At 63.3% G+C, this 15,501-nt stretch carries 12 protein-coding genes; 6 read left to right on the forward strand and 6 right to left on the reverse strand.

The window, feature by feature from the left end; genetic code table 11:
• Positions 1 to 3 precede the first annotated feature (3 nt).
• Positions 4 to 2,802: a sialidase family protein gene (locus K1X11_RS01960; RefSeq protein ID WP_221028815.1), complete on the reverse strand. Its 2,799-nt coding sequence runs from the start codon at positions 2,800 to 2,802 to the stop codon at positions 4 to 6.
• A 93-nt stretch (positions 2,803 to 2,895) separates the two neighbouring features.
• Between K1X11_RS01960 and K1X11_RS01965 the strand changes: the two genes are divergently transcribed.
• Positions 2,896 to 3,594 (forward strand): energy transducer TonB, encoded by a 699-nt coding sequence (locus K1X11_RS01965; RefSeq protein WP_221028814.1) that lies wholly within the window; start codon positions 2,896 to 2,898, stop codon positions 3,592 to 3,594.
• 28 nt (positions 3,595 to 3,622) lie between these two features.
• Here the strand turns inward: K1X11_RS01965 and K1X11_RS01970 are convergent, their stop codons facing one another.
• Together K1X11_RS01970 and K1X11_RS01975 are read right to left on the reverse strand one after the other, a co-directional pair.
• Positions 3,623 to 4,084 carry a GreA/GreB family elongation factor gene (locus K1X11_RS01970; protein WP_221028813.1) on the reverse strand — a complete coding sequence of 154 codons (462 nt, stop codon included), beginning with the start codon at positions 4,082 to 4,084 and terminating at the stop codon, positions 3,623 to 3,625.
• A gap of 55 nt (positions 4,085 to 4,139) precedes the next feature.
• Positions 4,140 to 4,538, reverse strand: a complete 399-nt coding sequence (locus K1X11_RS01975; protein ID WP_221028812.1) for a response regulator — start codon at positions 4,536 to 4,538, stop codon at positions 4,140 to 4,142.
• Between the two features lie 223 nt (positions 4,539 to 4,761).
• Between K1X11_RS01975 and K1X11_RS01980 the strand changes: the two genes are divergently transcribed.
• The 4 genes from K1X11_RS01980 to K1X11_RS01995 all read left to right on the forward strand — a co-directional run bounded on the left by K1X11_RS01980 (position 4,762) and on the right by K1X11_RS01995 (position 8,762).
• Positions 4,762 to 5,664 (forward strand): ParA family protein, encoded by a 903-nt coding sequence (locus tag K1X11_RS01980; protein ID WP_221028811.1) that lies wholly within the window; start codon positions 4,762 to 4,764, stop codon positions 5,662 to 5,664.
• A gap of 78 nt (positions 5,665 to 5,742) precedes the next feature.
• Positions 5,743 to 6,630: a hypothetical protein gene (locus K1X11_RS01985; protein ID WP_221028810.1), complete on the forward strand. Its 888-nt coding sequence runs from the start codon at positions 5,743 to 5,745 to the stop codon at positions 6,628 to 6,630.
• 8 nt (positions 6,631 to 6,638) lie between these two features.
• Positions 6,639 to 7,358, forward strand: coding sequence for a hypothetical protein (locus K1X11_RS01990; RefSeq protein WP_221028809.1), 720 nt, complete (start codon positions 6,639 to 6,641; stop codon positions 7,356 to 7,358).
• A 123-nt stretch (positions 7,359 to 7,481) separates the two neighbouring features.
• The gene (locus K1X11_RS01995; protein ID WP_221028808.1) at positions 7,482 to 8,762 is read left to right on the forward strand and encodes a hypothetical protein; all 1,281 of its coding nucleotides are present in this window, start codon (positions 7,482 to 7,484) and stop codon (positions 8,760 to 8,762) included.
• A gap of 106 nt (positions 8,763 to 8,868) precedes the next feature.
• On the opposite strand, the gene ispH is transcribed toward K1X11_RS01995, so the two are convergent.
• Complete coding sequence (gene ispH / locus K1X11_RS02000) at positions 8,869 to 10,611, reverse strand: 4-hydroxy-3-methylbut-2-enyl diphosphate reductase (protein ID WP_225919197.1); 1,743 nt, start codon at positions 10,609 to 10,611, stop codon at positions 8,869 to 8,871.
• Between the two features lie 194 nt (positions 10,612 to 10,805).
• Here ispH and K1X11_RS02005 point away from each other — a divergent pair, with 194 nt between their 5' ends.
• Complete coding sequence (locus K1X11_RS02005; protein ID WP_221028807.1) at positions 10,806 to 14,753, forward strand: hybrid sensor histidine kinase/response regulator; 3,948 nt, start codon at positions 10,806 to 10,808, stop codon at positions 14,751 to 14,753.
• 10 nt (positions 14,754 to 14,763) lie between these two features.
• Here K1X11_RS02005 and K1X11_RS02010 read toward each other — a convergent pair whose 3' ends face one another.
• Together K1X11_RS02010 and K1X11_RS02015 are read right to left on the reverse strand one after the other, a co-directional pair.
• Positions 14,764 to 15,216 (reverse strand): DUF5069 domain-containing protein, encoded by a 453-nt coding sequence (locus K1X11_RS02010; protein WP_221028806.1) that lies wholly within the window; start codon positions 15,214 to 15,216, stop codon positions 14,764 to 14,766.
• Positions 15,217 to 15,240: 24 nt separating this feature from the next.
• A complete protein-coding gene (locus tag K1X11_RS02015; protein WP_221028805.1) occupies positions 15,241 to 15,492 on the reverse strand; it encodes a hypothetical protein in 252 nt (83 codons plus the stop codon).
• Positions 15,493 to 15,501: the final 9 nt, after the last annotated feature.

A 15,501-nucleotide genomic window follows, 5' to 3' on the forward strand; every position in this document is an offset into this window, starting at 1 on the left:
CGCCTAGTCGTCGAGAACGTAAACCTCCACCAGCGCGACGCCTTCGGCTCCGTCGACGCCCGACACCACCGCGGTGTAGGAGCCCGGTTCGAGCGTGACGAGCAGGGCGGCGTCGGTGGACGCGATGCGAAGGTCAAAGGCGCCGATGCGGTCGGCCGCGGTGGCGATGGCGGTCGCGGAGGGGCTGAGCGACCAGTCGTCGTTTTCCGCCACGAGCTCGCCGGGGCTGCCGCGGAAGAGCTGCAGGGTGGGATCGGCCAGGGGGCCGCCGACGTCGAAGTCGGCCAGGGTCGGTCCCACGGCGCGCACCAAGCAGCGGCGCGGGCTGTTGCCCTCGAGGATAAAGCCTCCCACCAAGACGCGTTCGCCGGTCGAGACGAGGGCGCGGGTGGAGAGATTGAGGAGGCGGGCGGTTGCCCCCGAGCCGGTGTCGCTCAGATACAGTTCCGCGAGGGCCACGCCGCTGTTGGGACCGGAGACCACGGCAGTGGTGGAGCCGGAATCGAGCGTGGCCGATAGTGCTGCATCGAGGCTGTCCGCGGGCAGAGCAAAGGCGCCGACGGCGTTAAAGTCCTCCGCGGTGGCGCCGCCGTCGCGACCCCAGTTGTCGTTGCTGGTGAGAGCGGAGAGGGGCGCGGGAGACAGGGTGAGGGTCGGGTCACTCAAGACGCCGTTGACGTTGAAGGGAATCAAACCGGGGCCGATGCCACGAATGAGGGTATCGAGCGGGCCGTCGCCGACGACGAAGCCGGGGATGAGTTGGGCTTCGGCGGTGCTGCCGACGAAGGCGCGGGAGGAGAGGTTTACCAGGCGGGTGTCGCTGCCGAGCGTGGTGGTGTTTGCACCGATCACGTCAGGACCACCCGCCACCGCGACGTGGCGGCGGACCCAGAGCGGTCTAGCGGAGGGCAGATCGGTAAGCTGGATTTCGCCCGCGGGATTTCTCCCGGCGGGGGAGACGGGGGTCCAGGTGGCACCATCCGTGGAGTGTTCCCAAACGTCGGTGCTCAAATCGGTCCGGCCGGCAAACCGGGGCTCAGCGATGGCGCTCGCGCTGATAGTGAATGCGTCACCACGGTCGGCGACGAAGGGGTCGAGGGCGTAAAGGTATTCAAACACGTTGGCGAAACCATCGCGGTCGACGTCGCCTTGGGGACCGCTGAGGTCGTTGGCGTCATTGCCCGCGGGCATGAAGTGCGCCTGTCGCCACCCCTCGTAACTGGAGTTGGGAATGGGGTGGAAGCGCGTGGCCACGGGGTCGGCTTCGCCCGCGCGGGTGTCGACCCAAACCGCGACGCTGGGTTCAGCGGGCGTGCGGCCCGCAGCGAAGCCAAAATAGTCACCAAGCATGTAGCCTCGGGGCGTGGACTGGGCGCGGCGCATGTCGGTGGTGCGATCAGAAATCCGGGAATCAGCCGACCACGACAGGCCGCCGTCGGTGCTGGTGGTCGCATACATGTCGACCCAGTTGCGGAGGTCGGGGGCGTTGCGATTGTCCATCCAAGTGACGGTCACGGTCTGGCCGTCTTCGGAGGCGCCCACGGTGGGATTGAAGGCGGAACGGCCGGTCGCCGATTCGTTCACTTGGATGGGGGCGGACCATGTGGCGCCGTTGTCGAACGAGCGCGAGAGACGCACGCGGGAGGAACCGCTTTGGGCTTCGGTCCAGGTGACGAACAGTGTGCCGTTGGATTTGGCAAGGGTCGCGGAAACGAGAAACACGCCGTCCCGCGCGACAGGGTCGTCCCAAGCGGAGAACACCTCGTGGATCACGGTTGCGGGGCTGGGCCAGGACGCACCGCCGCTGGGCGATCGTTTACACTCGATCCGAAAGGCCTGCGTGGACGTGGTGAAGGCAATATAGACGACGAGAGCCGAACCATCGGCGAGGAAAAGCGGCTGGGTGGCTTGGTTGGAGGTGCCGAGTGGTTGGATGAAAACGGGCGGAGACCAGGTCTCGCCCTGATCGTCACTGAAGGAGCTGCGCAGGTCGGCCCCGGTGGACTGGCCCTGGGCGTTGCTGGTAAAACCGGTGAAGGTGACGAGGAGGCGGTTGGCGGAGGAGGCCCCGGGATGGTCGTTGACGGCCATCCAGTTTTTGTCGGGGAAGATCTGGGCGCTGGGCGCGGCGTAGATCAGGCGCGGCGTGGTCCAGGTTTCGCCACCGTCGGAGGAGCGCACGATGGTGAGGTCGGCGAGCCCGAAGTCGGATGTGCGCGCATTGAGCGTATTCAGAAACATATTACCATCGAGATCGATGGCCGCGACCGGGTCGGTCGCGCGAAAGTAGGTGCCGCCATTCACGCGGGTGAGGGCGGGAATCAGGTCACGGCGCCAAGTGCGGCCTCCGTTGTGACTGACGGCGTAACCGCAAGAGGCGGCGCCGCCATCAGAAAGTCGACCTTCCTGAAATGTCGCCAGCAGGACCGCCGGATTGGTGCGGCTACGAAAGACATGGGGCTCGGCCTGGTGGCGTTGGGTGTTGGAGAGGTCGGCCGGGTCGTCTCCGAGGCGTGTATTGGCCGCCACCCAAGGCGCGGTAACATCGGGGGGCGTTCCCTTGGTCGGACTGCCGGGCGGAAGCGCTTCCGCGGCGACGGTGTGGGCGCTTGGCGCGGTGGTGATCGAATCAAAATGCCCGTCGGCGGAGAGGGCGGCAAAGACGCCACCGGAAATCCGATCGGGGTCGACCTCGCGCAAAGCCAGTGGCGGTGCGGCTGCCACCCAGAGGGCGGGGAAGGTAATGATCGCGAGCAGGTGCAGGGGGAGGCGCGAGAGGTGGGGGCAGCGGTCGGGTCGCATGGGGTGGCCAGAGACAAGCACCGTCAATGAAACGAGGAAAGTGCTAAGAAACTCCGCACCGGTGCGTTGTAGAAATAACCCCGTTTCTAACTCATGAAAAACGCTTTCCTGATTCCTGCTCTGACCGCCGCGGCGCTGCATGCCGTGTTTCTCTTCTCTTTCAATGAACCTTCAGTCGTGCTTGGCGACGATGGTATTTTCATCGATCCGCCGAATGAGGATTTCCCGGAATGGCCGCCGATGGAAATCGCGGTGACGACACCCGACGAGGTCGTCGACGTATCCACCGATACGGATACACCCGACGACACGCCGTTGCCCGTGGATGACATCATCGATCAACCGGCGGAGGACTTGCCTCCGGTAGAGCTGGAGACGCCAAGTCCTGTCCCCACGGAGGTGATACATCGGATCGCGGACAGTGATTTCACTCACGTCGTGCGCCCGGGGAAGGAAACCAGTCATTGGCGCGAAAGCGCGAGTGATCGGTTCAGTGCAGCCATTAACTTTGGCCAGTTGGACCGTATTCCGGAAACGCGACTGCGCGTGTCGCCGCGCTACCCGGAGCGGATGCGGCGCGACGGCGTCGAGGCCGAAGTGATCATCACCTTTGTGGTGGATACGCAGGGGCGCGTGGTGGAGGCCCGGGCGGATGAGCGGGCGCCGTGGGAGTTTGCGCGTGAAGCCGAAAAAGCAGTGCTGCGATGGCGCTTCGAACCCGGCACGCGCAAAGGGCGGCCGGTCTCGTTTCGGATGAGTGTGCCGCTGCTGTTTGCGATCCGCGACGCTTGAGAGCATCGGCGCATCGCGAGGGGCGGCATTAGGCCGTCTCCGCGATGCGGTGGGCCTGCGGTTTGCCGCGGGCCACGAGGTAAACCGTATCTCCCTGCTTCTTGCCGAGCAACAGGCGCCCCAGCGGGGAGGCCGGCGTGATGACGGTGAAGGCTTTGCCCTCGTAGGTGAAGTCGGTGCCGCCGGCACGGGAACCGATAAAACACCACAGGGGTTTGCCGGGGCGCTCGACCTTGACCACGGAACCCACCTCGATGGCGGCGGGGGGGCGGGAGTCCGGCAGCTTGAGCGAGCGGTAAAAGGTGATCGCATCGCTCAACTCGGTGGCGATTTTGGCCTGGCTTTCGGCGAGGTAGGCGGCCTCTTGCCCACGGGTGTCGTATTTGCCTTCGGCGCGGCTTTCCTCGTTGGTCGCTTCATCGCGGGCCAGGAGGGCGGCACGGGTTTGCAGCTCATGGTCCTGCTGCAGCTCCGCCAGGAGCGCGTCCATTAATTGGCCTTTGTTGATCGTCATCCGGCCATTTGCCGCAGACGACGCCGCTTGATCAAGCGCTGATGCGCGGGTGCGGGGCGCGCTGGCCGAGCAGTTCGTTCACGCGATTGACCAGCGCGCGGGGGCTGAACGGCTTGTTGAGAAAATCGATCGCGCCGAGTTCGAGGCCGAGATGGCGGGAATCCTGTTCGCTCCACGCGGAGATGATGATGACGGGCAGGGCGGCGGTCGCCATGTCGCGGCGCAAGATCTCGCAAATCGCGAAGCCGTCGATGTCGGGGAGCATGAGGTCGAGCAACAGTAGGTCGGGACGACGCCCTTCGATGGAGGCGAGCGCCTCACGCCCGGTCGCGGCGGTGCCCACCTCGTAGCCATGCTGGCGCAGGTTAAACGCGATGAGATCGGAGACGTCGGTTTCGTCGTCCACACTGAGGATGTAAGGCACGGGCATGGTGGGGGGGGGGGGGGGGAGGCGCAGTGAATTTGCGGGAGGCAGGTGCCGGGCGAATGGCGATTGCGCGACCATTGTGTGACAAGTGACTTCGCCCGTGGAGCTTGCGAATATTTGGTGAAATACGACCGGCCGTCTTTTTGACTGGGCTTGGGCAAGGGGCCGTCGCATCGTCAAGTCCTTGCGTTAGCGCGCCTTTGGTGCTTTCCCGAGAATACTCCGCATGGCTCGAAAAATCGCTTTCATTAATTACAAGGGTGGCGTCGGTAAGACCTCGCTGCTGGTCAATGTCGCCGCTTCGCTGGCCAAGCTCGGCAAACGAGTGCTGATCTGCGACTTCGATACTCAATCCAATGCGTCGATCTGGCTGCTGCGGCTTGATCGGTGGAATAAGATCAACGCCACGGGAGCCGGTGCGGTCTTTTCGATTTTCGATCCGGGGGAGCAGTCGGTGAAGGATATCGTGGTGAAGGATGTTGTGCTCAACAAAACCGGCGAGCCGGTGCTGCCGGGCCTCGATATCGTGCCGACCACCTTCAATCTGGTGGACCTCGAGAACGAATACCGCGGCGATCCGTCCCGGCCGCACTATGTGGTGTTTCGTGACCAGCTGGCCGAGATCGAGGGCAACTACGACTTCATCCTCTTCGATTGCCCGCCGAACATCCTGCGGGCATCGCAGTGCGGGATTTTTTGCGCCAACGAGATTTACGTGCCGGCCAATCCCGATGCGCTGAGCTTGATCGGCTTCACGCTGTTGGTGGAGAAGCTGGGCAAGTTCCACCAGCTGAGCGCCAGTTTCCGCAACGGTGCCCAGGGGCATCCGGCGCGCGTGGAGGGCATCATTTTCAACTCGATCAAAACCGGCGTGGACATCGATGTGCCGCGCATGCGCATGCAGTTGCGTCTTAACCAATATCGCAGCGCCAAGCGCGTGTCGCCCATCGCCAAGCTCTTCAATCAGCAGGTGCGCGATGCCATGGTAGTGCGCCGCGCGGTCACGTTGGGCCTCCCGGTCGCGCTGGTGAACGCCTCGGCCGACGGCAGCGGCGAAAAGACCGTGATCGACGATTACCACGGCGTGGCCAACGAGCTCATCCGCCACGGTGACTCGCTGGTGGCCTGATTCACCGTCCCCGCGTGCGCCGTGCGCGCCGCGCTCAGTTCTCCCTTTTCTCGACTCCTCCTCTGATTCCCTGCCGCTATGTCTGAATCCACCTCTGCTCAACGTTGGGACGAAGCCCGCACGGCCTTTGCTTCTTCGATCATGGTTGATACCGCCCTTTCCAGTTTGGCGGAGAATCTCGACGGCCCCGAGTGGCCGGGGCAGGGCAAGGTCGACAGTCCGGCTGACTACATCGATTTCGACTACAACGAGACAGTCGCGGCACTGGATGAGCGCGGTTATCCGCCAGGCACGATCGAGACGCTGATCACGATCCTGCAGGAGACCCTCGCGTTCGACGATCCGTTTGGCGAGATGGTGGAGCACAGCGACGCGGCGGCTTCGGCCGAAAATCCGCTGCTGGATAATATGAAGAAACTCGGGTTGCCGCCGACGTTTCCAATCCGCTTCACGACGCTGTCGAGCGATACACTGGAGTTCTGCTCGCTGGAGAAACTTGAAACCCTCGAGGCCTTTGCGGTCTTCGCCCAAGGCATGTCGCAAAACGTGATTGTCGGAGGCGACTTCCGTAGTCTGCTCAACGCTCTCTCGCATATCGACGAACAGATGTTGGCGAGGTTTTTGCCCTTCCGTCCCGGCGCGAAAGGCCTGCACCTGGTGGAGTCGATCGGTGGGCTGGTGCGCCAGTTGCGTCCGCTCGAGCGCGAGAAGTTGGCGCAACGTGGCACGGAGCCGAGTGCCTCGACGGCCGGCGAGGTCGCTGCTCGGGTCGGTTATTTTGCCGAGGACCGGCAGGCCATTGAGCAAAAGGTCGCTGAGGGCGTGCCCCTGAGTCGGATTGTGATGGTGCTGCAGGACCCGGCGGTGGAAACCCTTACGGCCAAGTTGCTCGAAGGGCATGTGGCCGGTGCGGTGCCGGAGAAGAAAAAGAAGACAGGCTGGTTTTCGCGCCTCTTTGGGGGTTAAGTGCTGGCATGAGTTCCTCTCAGCCGCCGCCGCCACCGTTCGATTCGGACAAGCTGCGTATTCCTGGTCGCCCCCCGGGGACGAAGTCCGGACAGCTCTCGCTGCGCCGGCGCACGCGGTCGCCGTTGGCTCAGACCGAGGAGGCCGCTGAGACTCGGGAGAAAATCAACCGTATCGTGGCGGCGACCCGCGCACCGTGGGGCGAAACAGAGACCCGAATACCGGCGGAACAATCGGCTGAGTTGGAAAAGAGCCTGCGTGAGCTCGAAGCCCGCTTGGAGGAACGCGAGCGCGCCTGCGAAGACCTGGAGATCAAGCTGGCAGATCAGGCCCGGGAGATGGCGGAAGTGGAGGCGCTGTTGGCCGCCCGCGAACAGGTTTTGAACGCCGCCCGCAAAGCCGCTCCGGCGCAGGTCGGAATGTCCGCCGAGGAAAAGGCCGCCTTGGAAACGTTGAAGGCCGAACTTGAGCGGCAGGAGGCCTCGCTCAAAGATCAACGGACCCAGCTGAAGGAACGGGAGGCGTTTCTGGAGGAAAGTGAAAACAAACTTTTCGAGAAGGTGCAGGAGCAGCAACTCACTGAAACCGAACTTGAACAACGCGAGGAAGACCTGCGCGCCCGCGAACGACGTTTAAAGGAGCGGGAAGCGGCGATCGACCCGGAGGCTGCGGCGGCCCTGGCCGCAGAGAAGGCCAAGGAGAAGGAATTCGACGAATTCACCGAGTGAGCGCGTGAGGCGCGATACACCGGTTCACGCCGCGGAAACCCGCGGTTGGGGCAAGAAAGGGCTGGCCTTGCCTCAAAACGAAGCAACTTTAGCGGTTTCTACGCGTCCAATACGCCCTCATCCATGGCTTATCCCAATCTTGTTCGAATCCTAGCGATCGGCCTCACCGCCAGCATTCTCGCGACTCCCTCCTTTGCCCAAGCAACCGAGGAGGACGAGACCGCCAATGTGGAAGTGCCCCCGGGCTTTGTGCTGCCCCCCCGCCTGCGCCAGATCGCTTTCCGCGACGCCAATCCGTGGACGTTTCACGTCAGCGCCCGCTTTAACACCGGCAAACCCTCCATCGAGTTTGGCAACTTGGGCAACGTGCCCGGCCGCCAGATCCCCGGCGCCGACGTTACCGATGTTTCCCGCGCCTATGACGACGGTGCGGTGGTGCTCGACGGACCGCGGACCAACGAAGTTGACGATGACGGCAACCAGACCTCAACGCCGGGCGGTCGCTATCAAGTGCCGGTGGAGGGCCAGGACGGAGTCTATCTCGATTTGTTGGCCTATACTCCCGGCCAAACCCGGACTTGGGCCTATGCGCACGATTCCCAAAACTTGGGTAATGGTCGTATCGCCATGAGCGCATTTTCGGCTGAGTCCACCGGTGCGTCCTACGAGATGGAACACGACGGAGGCTCGCTGGGTTTTGAAATGTCGGTCGGCCGTCGTCTCTTCAAACTTGGGCCGAAGACGGAGATCGGCTTCAGCGGCTCCATTGGCATCACCGACGTCACCGCCGAGCGGGAGGAACGGGTGGTGTCCAATCTCATCAAGCTGACGGATATTTACCAAGTTTACGGCGCAGTGCCCGACGCTTTCTATCAAGCGCCGACCTTCGAGGATCTGTTCGACGATATCGGTAATGCGATTGTGGAAAATGGCGTCGAAACGACGGTGCCACTCCAGCAGATCACGGCCGACCGCACCATCACAGTCACTCCGAACGGCGCTTTCGTGGATGGCAGCTACAAGGTCAAAGGTGCCTACTATTCCATTCGGTTGGGACCGGAGATTCGCACGCATCTGAGCGAGAAATTGGCCGTTCACGCTGGCGTAGGTTTCATCGGGGCTTACGTGGGCTCTGACTTCACCGTGAATGAGGTGCTCGATATGAGCGGTTACGAAGTGGCCTCCACGATTTCGGTATCCGAAAGCAATGAATACAAGGAGTTGATCACCGGCTTCTACGGCGAGCTCAACATCGAGTATTGGCTGTCCCCGCGCACCTCGATCTTCCTCGGTGGCGTGTATGAGTCGCTCGACGATTTTGTGCAGAACCTCGGTGGGCGCACCGCCTCGATCGTGTTGGGCAACAACCTGATCGTGCGCGTCGGTATCATCACTCGCTTCTGATTGCGCGACCTCTGCGATCGACTCGCTCTCGCTCGTTTTCAGAAAAAGACGGCCTCCGCGGAGGCCGTCTTTTTTTGCCCTCGGGACGAGGGTGATGGTCGTGGCGCTAGGCGCGGGGTTCGGCCAGATCGGCCAACACGGCATCAATGGAGCGCAGTTGATCGGCGGGGAAGAAACTGTTGAGCCGCGTGATGACCTGCTGGATCAGGCCATCGGGACAGGACGCGCCACCGGTGATCAGGACGCGCCGCCGGGCCATGGCTCCGGGCCAGAGGGGTTGGGATTCCACGTGGCCACCGCTGGCCGGGCCCTGCGAGGGGAAGACGTAGTGCTCGCAGGCATCGAGTGAGAGGATGTTGCGTTCGCTTTGGATGAAGAAGGCTTTGTCGCCGAGGTTATCCGCGCAAAGGCGATAGAGTTGGTAGGTGTTGGAGGAGTTCTTGCCGCCGATCACGAAGGCGGCGTCGAGCGGTTCGGCGAGGGCGCGGCCGAGGGCGTCCTGGTTCACCTGCGTCGCGTAGCACAAAGTGTCGCGGCGTCCGCCGCCGCCCACCCGTTCGACGCCGGTCTCGCCATAACGCGCGACGAATGCGCCACGGAGGCGTTCGATGATGGCGAGGGTCTCATTCATGAGCAGGGTGGTTTGGTTGACCACTGCGACATGCTGGAGGTGCTGTTCGACATCGAAGCCGTCGGTGAATTTGCCGGCGAAGGTGTCGTAGAATGTTTGGCGATGGCCGGGGTCAGTGCTCGTGATGATGTCGGCCAGTTGTTCGACCTCGGCGAGGTTACGCACGATGACCGCGGGCGCATGGCGGCGGGTGTTGGAAAATGTCGCTTTGGTTTCCTCGTGCTCCGCCTTGCCGTGAATGATCACGGTGTAGCCCTCGCGACCGTAGCTGCGGGCGGCTTTCCAGACCTTCTCCACCAGCATGCAGGTTGCGTCGTGAGGGAAGACTGCGATTCCCTTCTGCACGAGGCGGGCCTTGTCCTCGTCGGTTGCCCCGAAGGCGGGAATGATCACAACGTCATCGGGGGTGAGCGTGTCCCAGATGAGCTCCTCGTCGGCGGCACCGGTGGCGGGAGTGCCGGCGGTGGTGTAGGGGATGCCTTTGTCGGTCTGCAGATAGCGCAGGCCGCGGCGGTTGAGGTCCTCGTTGACAAAGGGATTGTGGATCAGCTCGGAGAGCATGAAGACGCGACGTCCCGGATTGGCGGCGAGGGTTTCGTAGGCGCGTTCGATGGCGTTTTTGACGCCGAGGCAGAAGCCGAAGTGGCTGGGGATGAGGTATTCGACCGCGCCGAAATCGAGGCTCACCGGGCAGGTGGCGCGACGCTCGTGCTGGCGGGCGAGGGCTTTGATGGCGGCGCAGAGTTTCGATTGGTAGAGGCCGCTCGAGACCTCGTCGTCGGCGTAGATGGCGGGGTTGCGTTCCTTCTCAGGTCGAAACTTGTAGATAAAATCATTCTCTCCGAGATGCAGGTAGGGCAGCCGCACGAGGTGCGGTTCCAGTTCCGCCAGGATGGCGGCCAGCGAAGGGGCCAGGGCGTCGGGCTGGCGCTGTAACTCGTCGATGGATACACAACGCACTTCGGCGTCGGCCGGAGTGCCGCGCACCTGGGCGGCTACGACGCGGTAATGGCGACCGCCCGTGGTCAGCTGGAACAGCTCGCGCGGTTGGCTGTGCTCAGCGAAGGCGCTCTCCAAGCGTTCGATGGCCATGGCGTCACCCAGACCGGAAAACGCGAGCCCGGCTTTGGAACCGAGTTGGCGCACCGCCAGGCGGTTATTGCAGTCAAAGGCGAGCAAGGCGCAGAGCGTGGGAATGGGAGCGGAATCGATCGTCATGACGAAACGGGGCCGGTCGCCGCGAGGGGATGGATCGCGGAGAAGTCGGGATGAGCACTCCGATGCTTGTATTGCGGTGTCGCAAGCGGAATGCTCCCCGGCGTCGCATGTCTATGGCGGTATGGAAACAACTGACGCTTGTCTTCGGGATGGTGGCCCTGCTGGGCGTCGGGCCGCTTTCTGCCCATACCCCTTTGCCGGACACGGAATTCCTGGGTCGCACGTGGGAGACGGAGGAAGGGTTTCCCGACATCGCCGGGGTATCGTTTGCGCAGACGCCGGATGGCTACCTGTGGGTGGGCACGTTTTCACAATTGCTGCGATTTGACGGCAATCACTTCACGCGGATCACTTCGCCGGATGCGCCAGGGTTGGACGCCGGACTGGTGTTGGCGCTGCATGTCGATACCCGCGGTGCGTTGTGGGTGGGCACTCAGGCGGGAGTCGGTCGGCTCTTTGCCGGGAAGTGGACGTGGTGGGGAGAGGACCGGGGGGTGGCGCCGGGAATCGTGCGTGACATCACGAGCGACTCCGGCGGACGGGTTTATGTGGCGCGGGAAAACTTCCTGCTGACGAATGATGGATCGGTGGCGGACGATTTTCGCAACGTGGAGCTCCCGCGTTCGTCAGAGGGGCGGAGCGCGCCTTTGCGGGTGGCGATGGACGAACACGATCGCGTTTGGTTGATGGATCACAGTTGGCTCGCGTTCGGTCGCGAAGGGGAATGGGAAGTTATTTTGGAGGAGAAGGTGCGGGATCCGGGCGACTCCAACCTACTCGGGCTCACACGCGCGCGGGCGGGAGGAATGTGGATTGCGCGTGATGATGTCGTGCGTCGATGGCATGGCGGGGAGTGGCGCGAAGTGGTGCAACGACCGGCGGCCAATTTACCGGGTGCGGTGCGGATGATGGAGGATACGTCGGGTGGGCTCTGGATGGGCAGTTACGTTGCTGGAGTCGCCCGGGTGGATCTCGCGACTCGGGAATATTGGGTGGCGGGGCCGGACGTCGATCTGCGCAATCCCTCGATTTTGGCGCTCTTGGAAGACCGGGAGGGTAATATCTGGATCGGCACCAACGGAGGCGGCGTCACCCGATTGCGGCCGCGGCTGGTGTCGCTGCACGGCGTGGGGGAAGGGCTTACGCAGCCGGTGGTGAACAGTTTCCAACCCGACGGTGACGGGTTCTTGTTGGCGACCCATGGCGGTGGTTTGGTGCGTTGGACGGGCGAAGGTTTTGTCCCGGCGCAGTGGCAGGGCCAAAAACTGGATCCGGGGTGGCCTCAGAGCTTGGAGCAGGATGGCCAGGGCGGATGGTGGGTGGGCACGTTCAACGACGGGCTGTTTCACATCAACGCTGCGACTGGCATGATCAATCCGCAGCCAATCGCGGGCGAACAGAAGCATCACGTGGCGGCGCTCAAGCGGGCCGCCGATGGCAGATTGTGGGTGGGCTACGACGGCGGTTTGGCGTGGCGAGATCCGGACGGCGAATGGAGTTTATTTGATCCCCGGTCGGAAGGGGCGGGGAGCGCGAGCATTCGACACTTGGCCTTGGATGCAGAGGGGGAACTCTGGTTCGCTGGGGTGGGAATTGGTCTGTGGGTCTGGCCACGGGAGGAGGATACACCGCGCTATCTCGGCTACGGCCTCGATCCAGAGGAAGAAGCCGAGGACGGCATGCCTCATTTGGTCATGGGTCTGACGGCGACGAGACGAAATGGGGTGTGGGCGTCTTTTGCGGATGGGCGGATCGAGCAATGGACGACGGAGGGCGTCTCTGTGATTTCGCAAGAACATGGTTTGCCTACCGATATTTGGGGGGCTTTGTCATGTGACGGTGAGGGCAATCTGTGGTTGGGCGGCAGTGAGCTATTGGTCCGCATCCCGACAGAGACGCTGCAGGCGTTTCTCACGGGAGAGGCCGCGCAGGTGCGGGTCAGTGTGATCGATCATAATGATGGCTTTCCGCCGTCGGGAACACGGGCGGGATTCCAGCCCGTGGTGCAGCGAGACGCCAAGGGAGATATCTGGTTTGCCACCTACAAAGGGTTGGCGGTGGTGGATTCAAGCCGGGTGTCCAATCGGGTGGAGATGCCCAACGTGCACATCGAGCGCATCGATGCCGCCGAGTTGCAGGTGCCGGTGAATGCGGCGGTGAACGAAGTGCGACTGCCGGCGGGCACCCGCCGTGCCACCGTGCGCTACACCGGAGTCTCGCTGGGCACCCCCTCACGTGTGCGCTACGCGGTGCGTATTCTGGGCGTGGATGATGATTGGGTCGATGTCGGGGCCACGCGCGAGGTGCAGCTGTTGGATTTTTCCCCGGGGCGTTACGTGGTGCAGGTCAGGGCGTGGTTGGATCACCAACAGGCGGACGCCCGCAATACCACCGAGGTGACCGTCATCATCGAAGCCGCGTGGTGGGAAACCTGGTGGTTCCGTATTCTGGCGGGGGTGGCGGCGCTGGCGGCGATCGTGGGTTTGGCTTGGCGGGTGATCCATGTGCGACGCCGCCACATGCTTGAGCGCATGGCGCAGTTGGAGGCTCTGGAGGCGGAACGACGAGAGACGCGCGAGGCGCGGGTGGCCACCGAAGCGGCCGAAGCCGCCAATCGAGCCAAGAGCGATTTCCTCGCCAACATGAGTCACGAGATTCGCACTCCGCTGATTGGTGTGATCGGCTCGGCAGAGTTGCTCGAAGGCTCTCAACTCGACGACGAACAGCAACTCCACTTGCGCACCCTGCGTGCTTCGGCGGATTCCCTGCTGAGCCTGATCAGTGACATCCTGGACTTTTCCAAAATCGAAGCGGGCAAGGTGGACATCGAAGCCGTCGAGTTCGATCTCTGGCAGATCCTGGAGGATGTGGCGGGAATCGGCGCCCTGCGCACGGCCGGACAGGATGTGGAGCTGGGGTTGGTCCTCGATCCGTCCGTGCCGCAGCGCGTCATCGGCGACCCGGCCCGGCTGCGGCAGGTGCTGCTCAATCTCCTGAGCAACGCGCTGAAGTTCACCGCCCACGGGGAAGTGCGATTGGTCGCGCGCGTGGTGAACCCGTCGGATGTGGGCCGGGCGCAACTTTGCTTTGCGGTGCGCGACACCGGCATTGGCATCAAGCCGGAGGTGCAAGCGCGCATCATGGAACGCTTCACCCAAGCCGACGCTTCGACAACGCGTCGTTTTGGCGGCACCGGGCTCGGTCTGGCCATCTGCCAACGGCTGGTCGATCTGATGGGCGGCGCGATGTGCGTCGAAAGTGAAGAGGGGCGAGGATCCGAGTTTAACTTCACGGTCGATTTTGAACTGGGCGCGGTGGCTGCCCCCCTGCCTGAGAACGTGCCCTTGATCGTTGTTCTGGACACCACGCGACTGGGGGCGGAAACCGCTGCCTGCACGGTGCGGCGATTGGGGCTGCGAAGTGTCATCGCGGAAGACGCGGATCACGCGCTACGTTTACTGCAAGCGTCGAGCGAGACGGTTCCCGTATTGTTGCTGCGCAACCCGGCGGTGGCCTGGTCCGACGCGATCGCGGCGCAATGGTCGGAGAAAAACACCTTATGGGTGCAGGAACAGGGGGCTCAACCGCGGCTCACGGGAGCACTGCGCAAGCCGCTGCTGGCTCCCGGCGATATCGCCGAAGGGCTCATGGCTTTGGGCTTGGATTGGCTTGCGGTGGAGGGGTTGCACAAACCGATTCAGACTCCACGGACCACCCCGCAGAAAGAGGCGCCGGAGACCCGGTCCCGCTTCAAGGTGCTGCTGGTTGATGACGAGCTCACCAGTCGACGTATCGGTGAGCGCTTGCTGACCCGCTTGGGCTACGCCTTCAAGTCGGCGCAAAACGGTGCCGAGGGCGTGGCCTTGGTGCAGGCGGAGGCCTTTGATCTGGTCCTGATGGATTGCCACATGCCGGTCATGGACGGTTACGAAGCCACCGTGCGGATTCGTTCTCTGCCGGGCAAAGCTCGGGCGATTCCGGTGCTGGCGCTCACCGCCAATGTTGTTGCAGAGAGTCGCGAGCGCTGCCTGAGCGTCGGCATGAACGACTTCATCTCCAAGCCCGTGCGTTTGGCCGAGCTCGATGCAGCGTTGAAGCGTTGGCTGGTGGTGCAGGCCGAGGCGTTCGACCCAAGCCGCTGATGCGACTGATTCAGCCGCGGCCGCCAAAGGCCGTGTAGTCGTCGAGTTCGAGGCGATCGAAGGTCGTAACGATGTCGAGCCGCCCGGGGGCCATACGTTCGATTTCGGTGGCAAAGTTGCCATGGCGACGCGGGTCGCCGGGAGCGAGGTTCTCCAGCCAGTCGGACCACGCCAGAATCTCGTGCGGCAGGCGCGCCGGGCTGAGGTGCTCCATCAGCCAAGCGAGCATCTCGGTGTCGGATTTGCCGCATTTGACCGCGTCCAGAAAAGCGGTGGCGTCGACTCCGGCGAAGGCGAAGAGGCGCTCGTCCATGGGGCACGGGTAGATGTAGTCGCCGTGTTTGCCGGCGGCGAAGGCGCGGGCTTTGTCCAATAGGCGGGGCAGGTGCACGAAGCCGCCGAGACGCACCCGCGGGCTGCGGGGCGGGTGTTGGGTGAGGTCGGGAGCGCTGTAGTCGATCATGGCGACGACCAGCGTCGCGGCCTCTCAGTCGTCGTCAACGTTGCCGTGCCCGCGGCGTTGGGGCACGTCGTCGTAGTCACTGCCGAAGAAGTCCTCGCCTTCGAGAATTTCCAGCACGCCGTTGATCACGACCGTCTGTTCCTTGCGGGACAAATCGGGGTAGTTCTCCTGCACGTGATCGGCAACGGCATCCCGGGTTTCCTTGCGGCCCACGACATCGGACAGAAACGAATCCGCGTTGTCGGCGACTTCATCCACCAAACGGTTCAGGTTCATGGTGCTTTC

Source organism: Actomonas aquatica (assembly GCF_019679435.2).
GTDB lineage: Bacteria > Verrucomicrobiota > Verrucomicrobiia > Opitutales > Opitutaceae > Actomonas > Actomonas aquatica.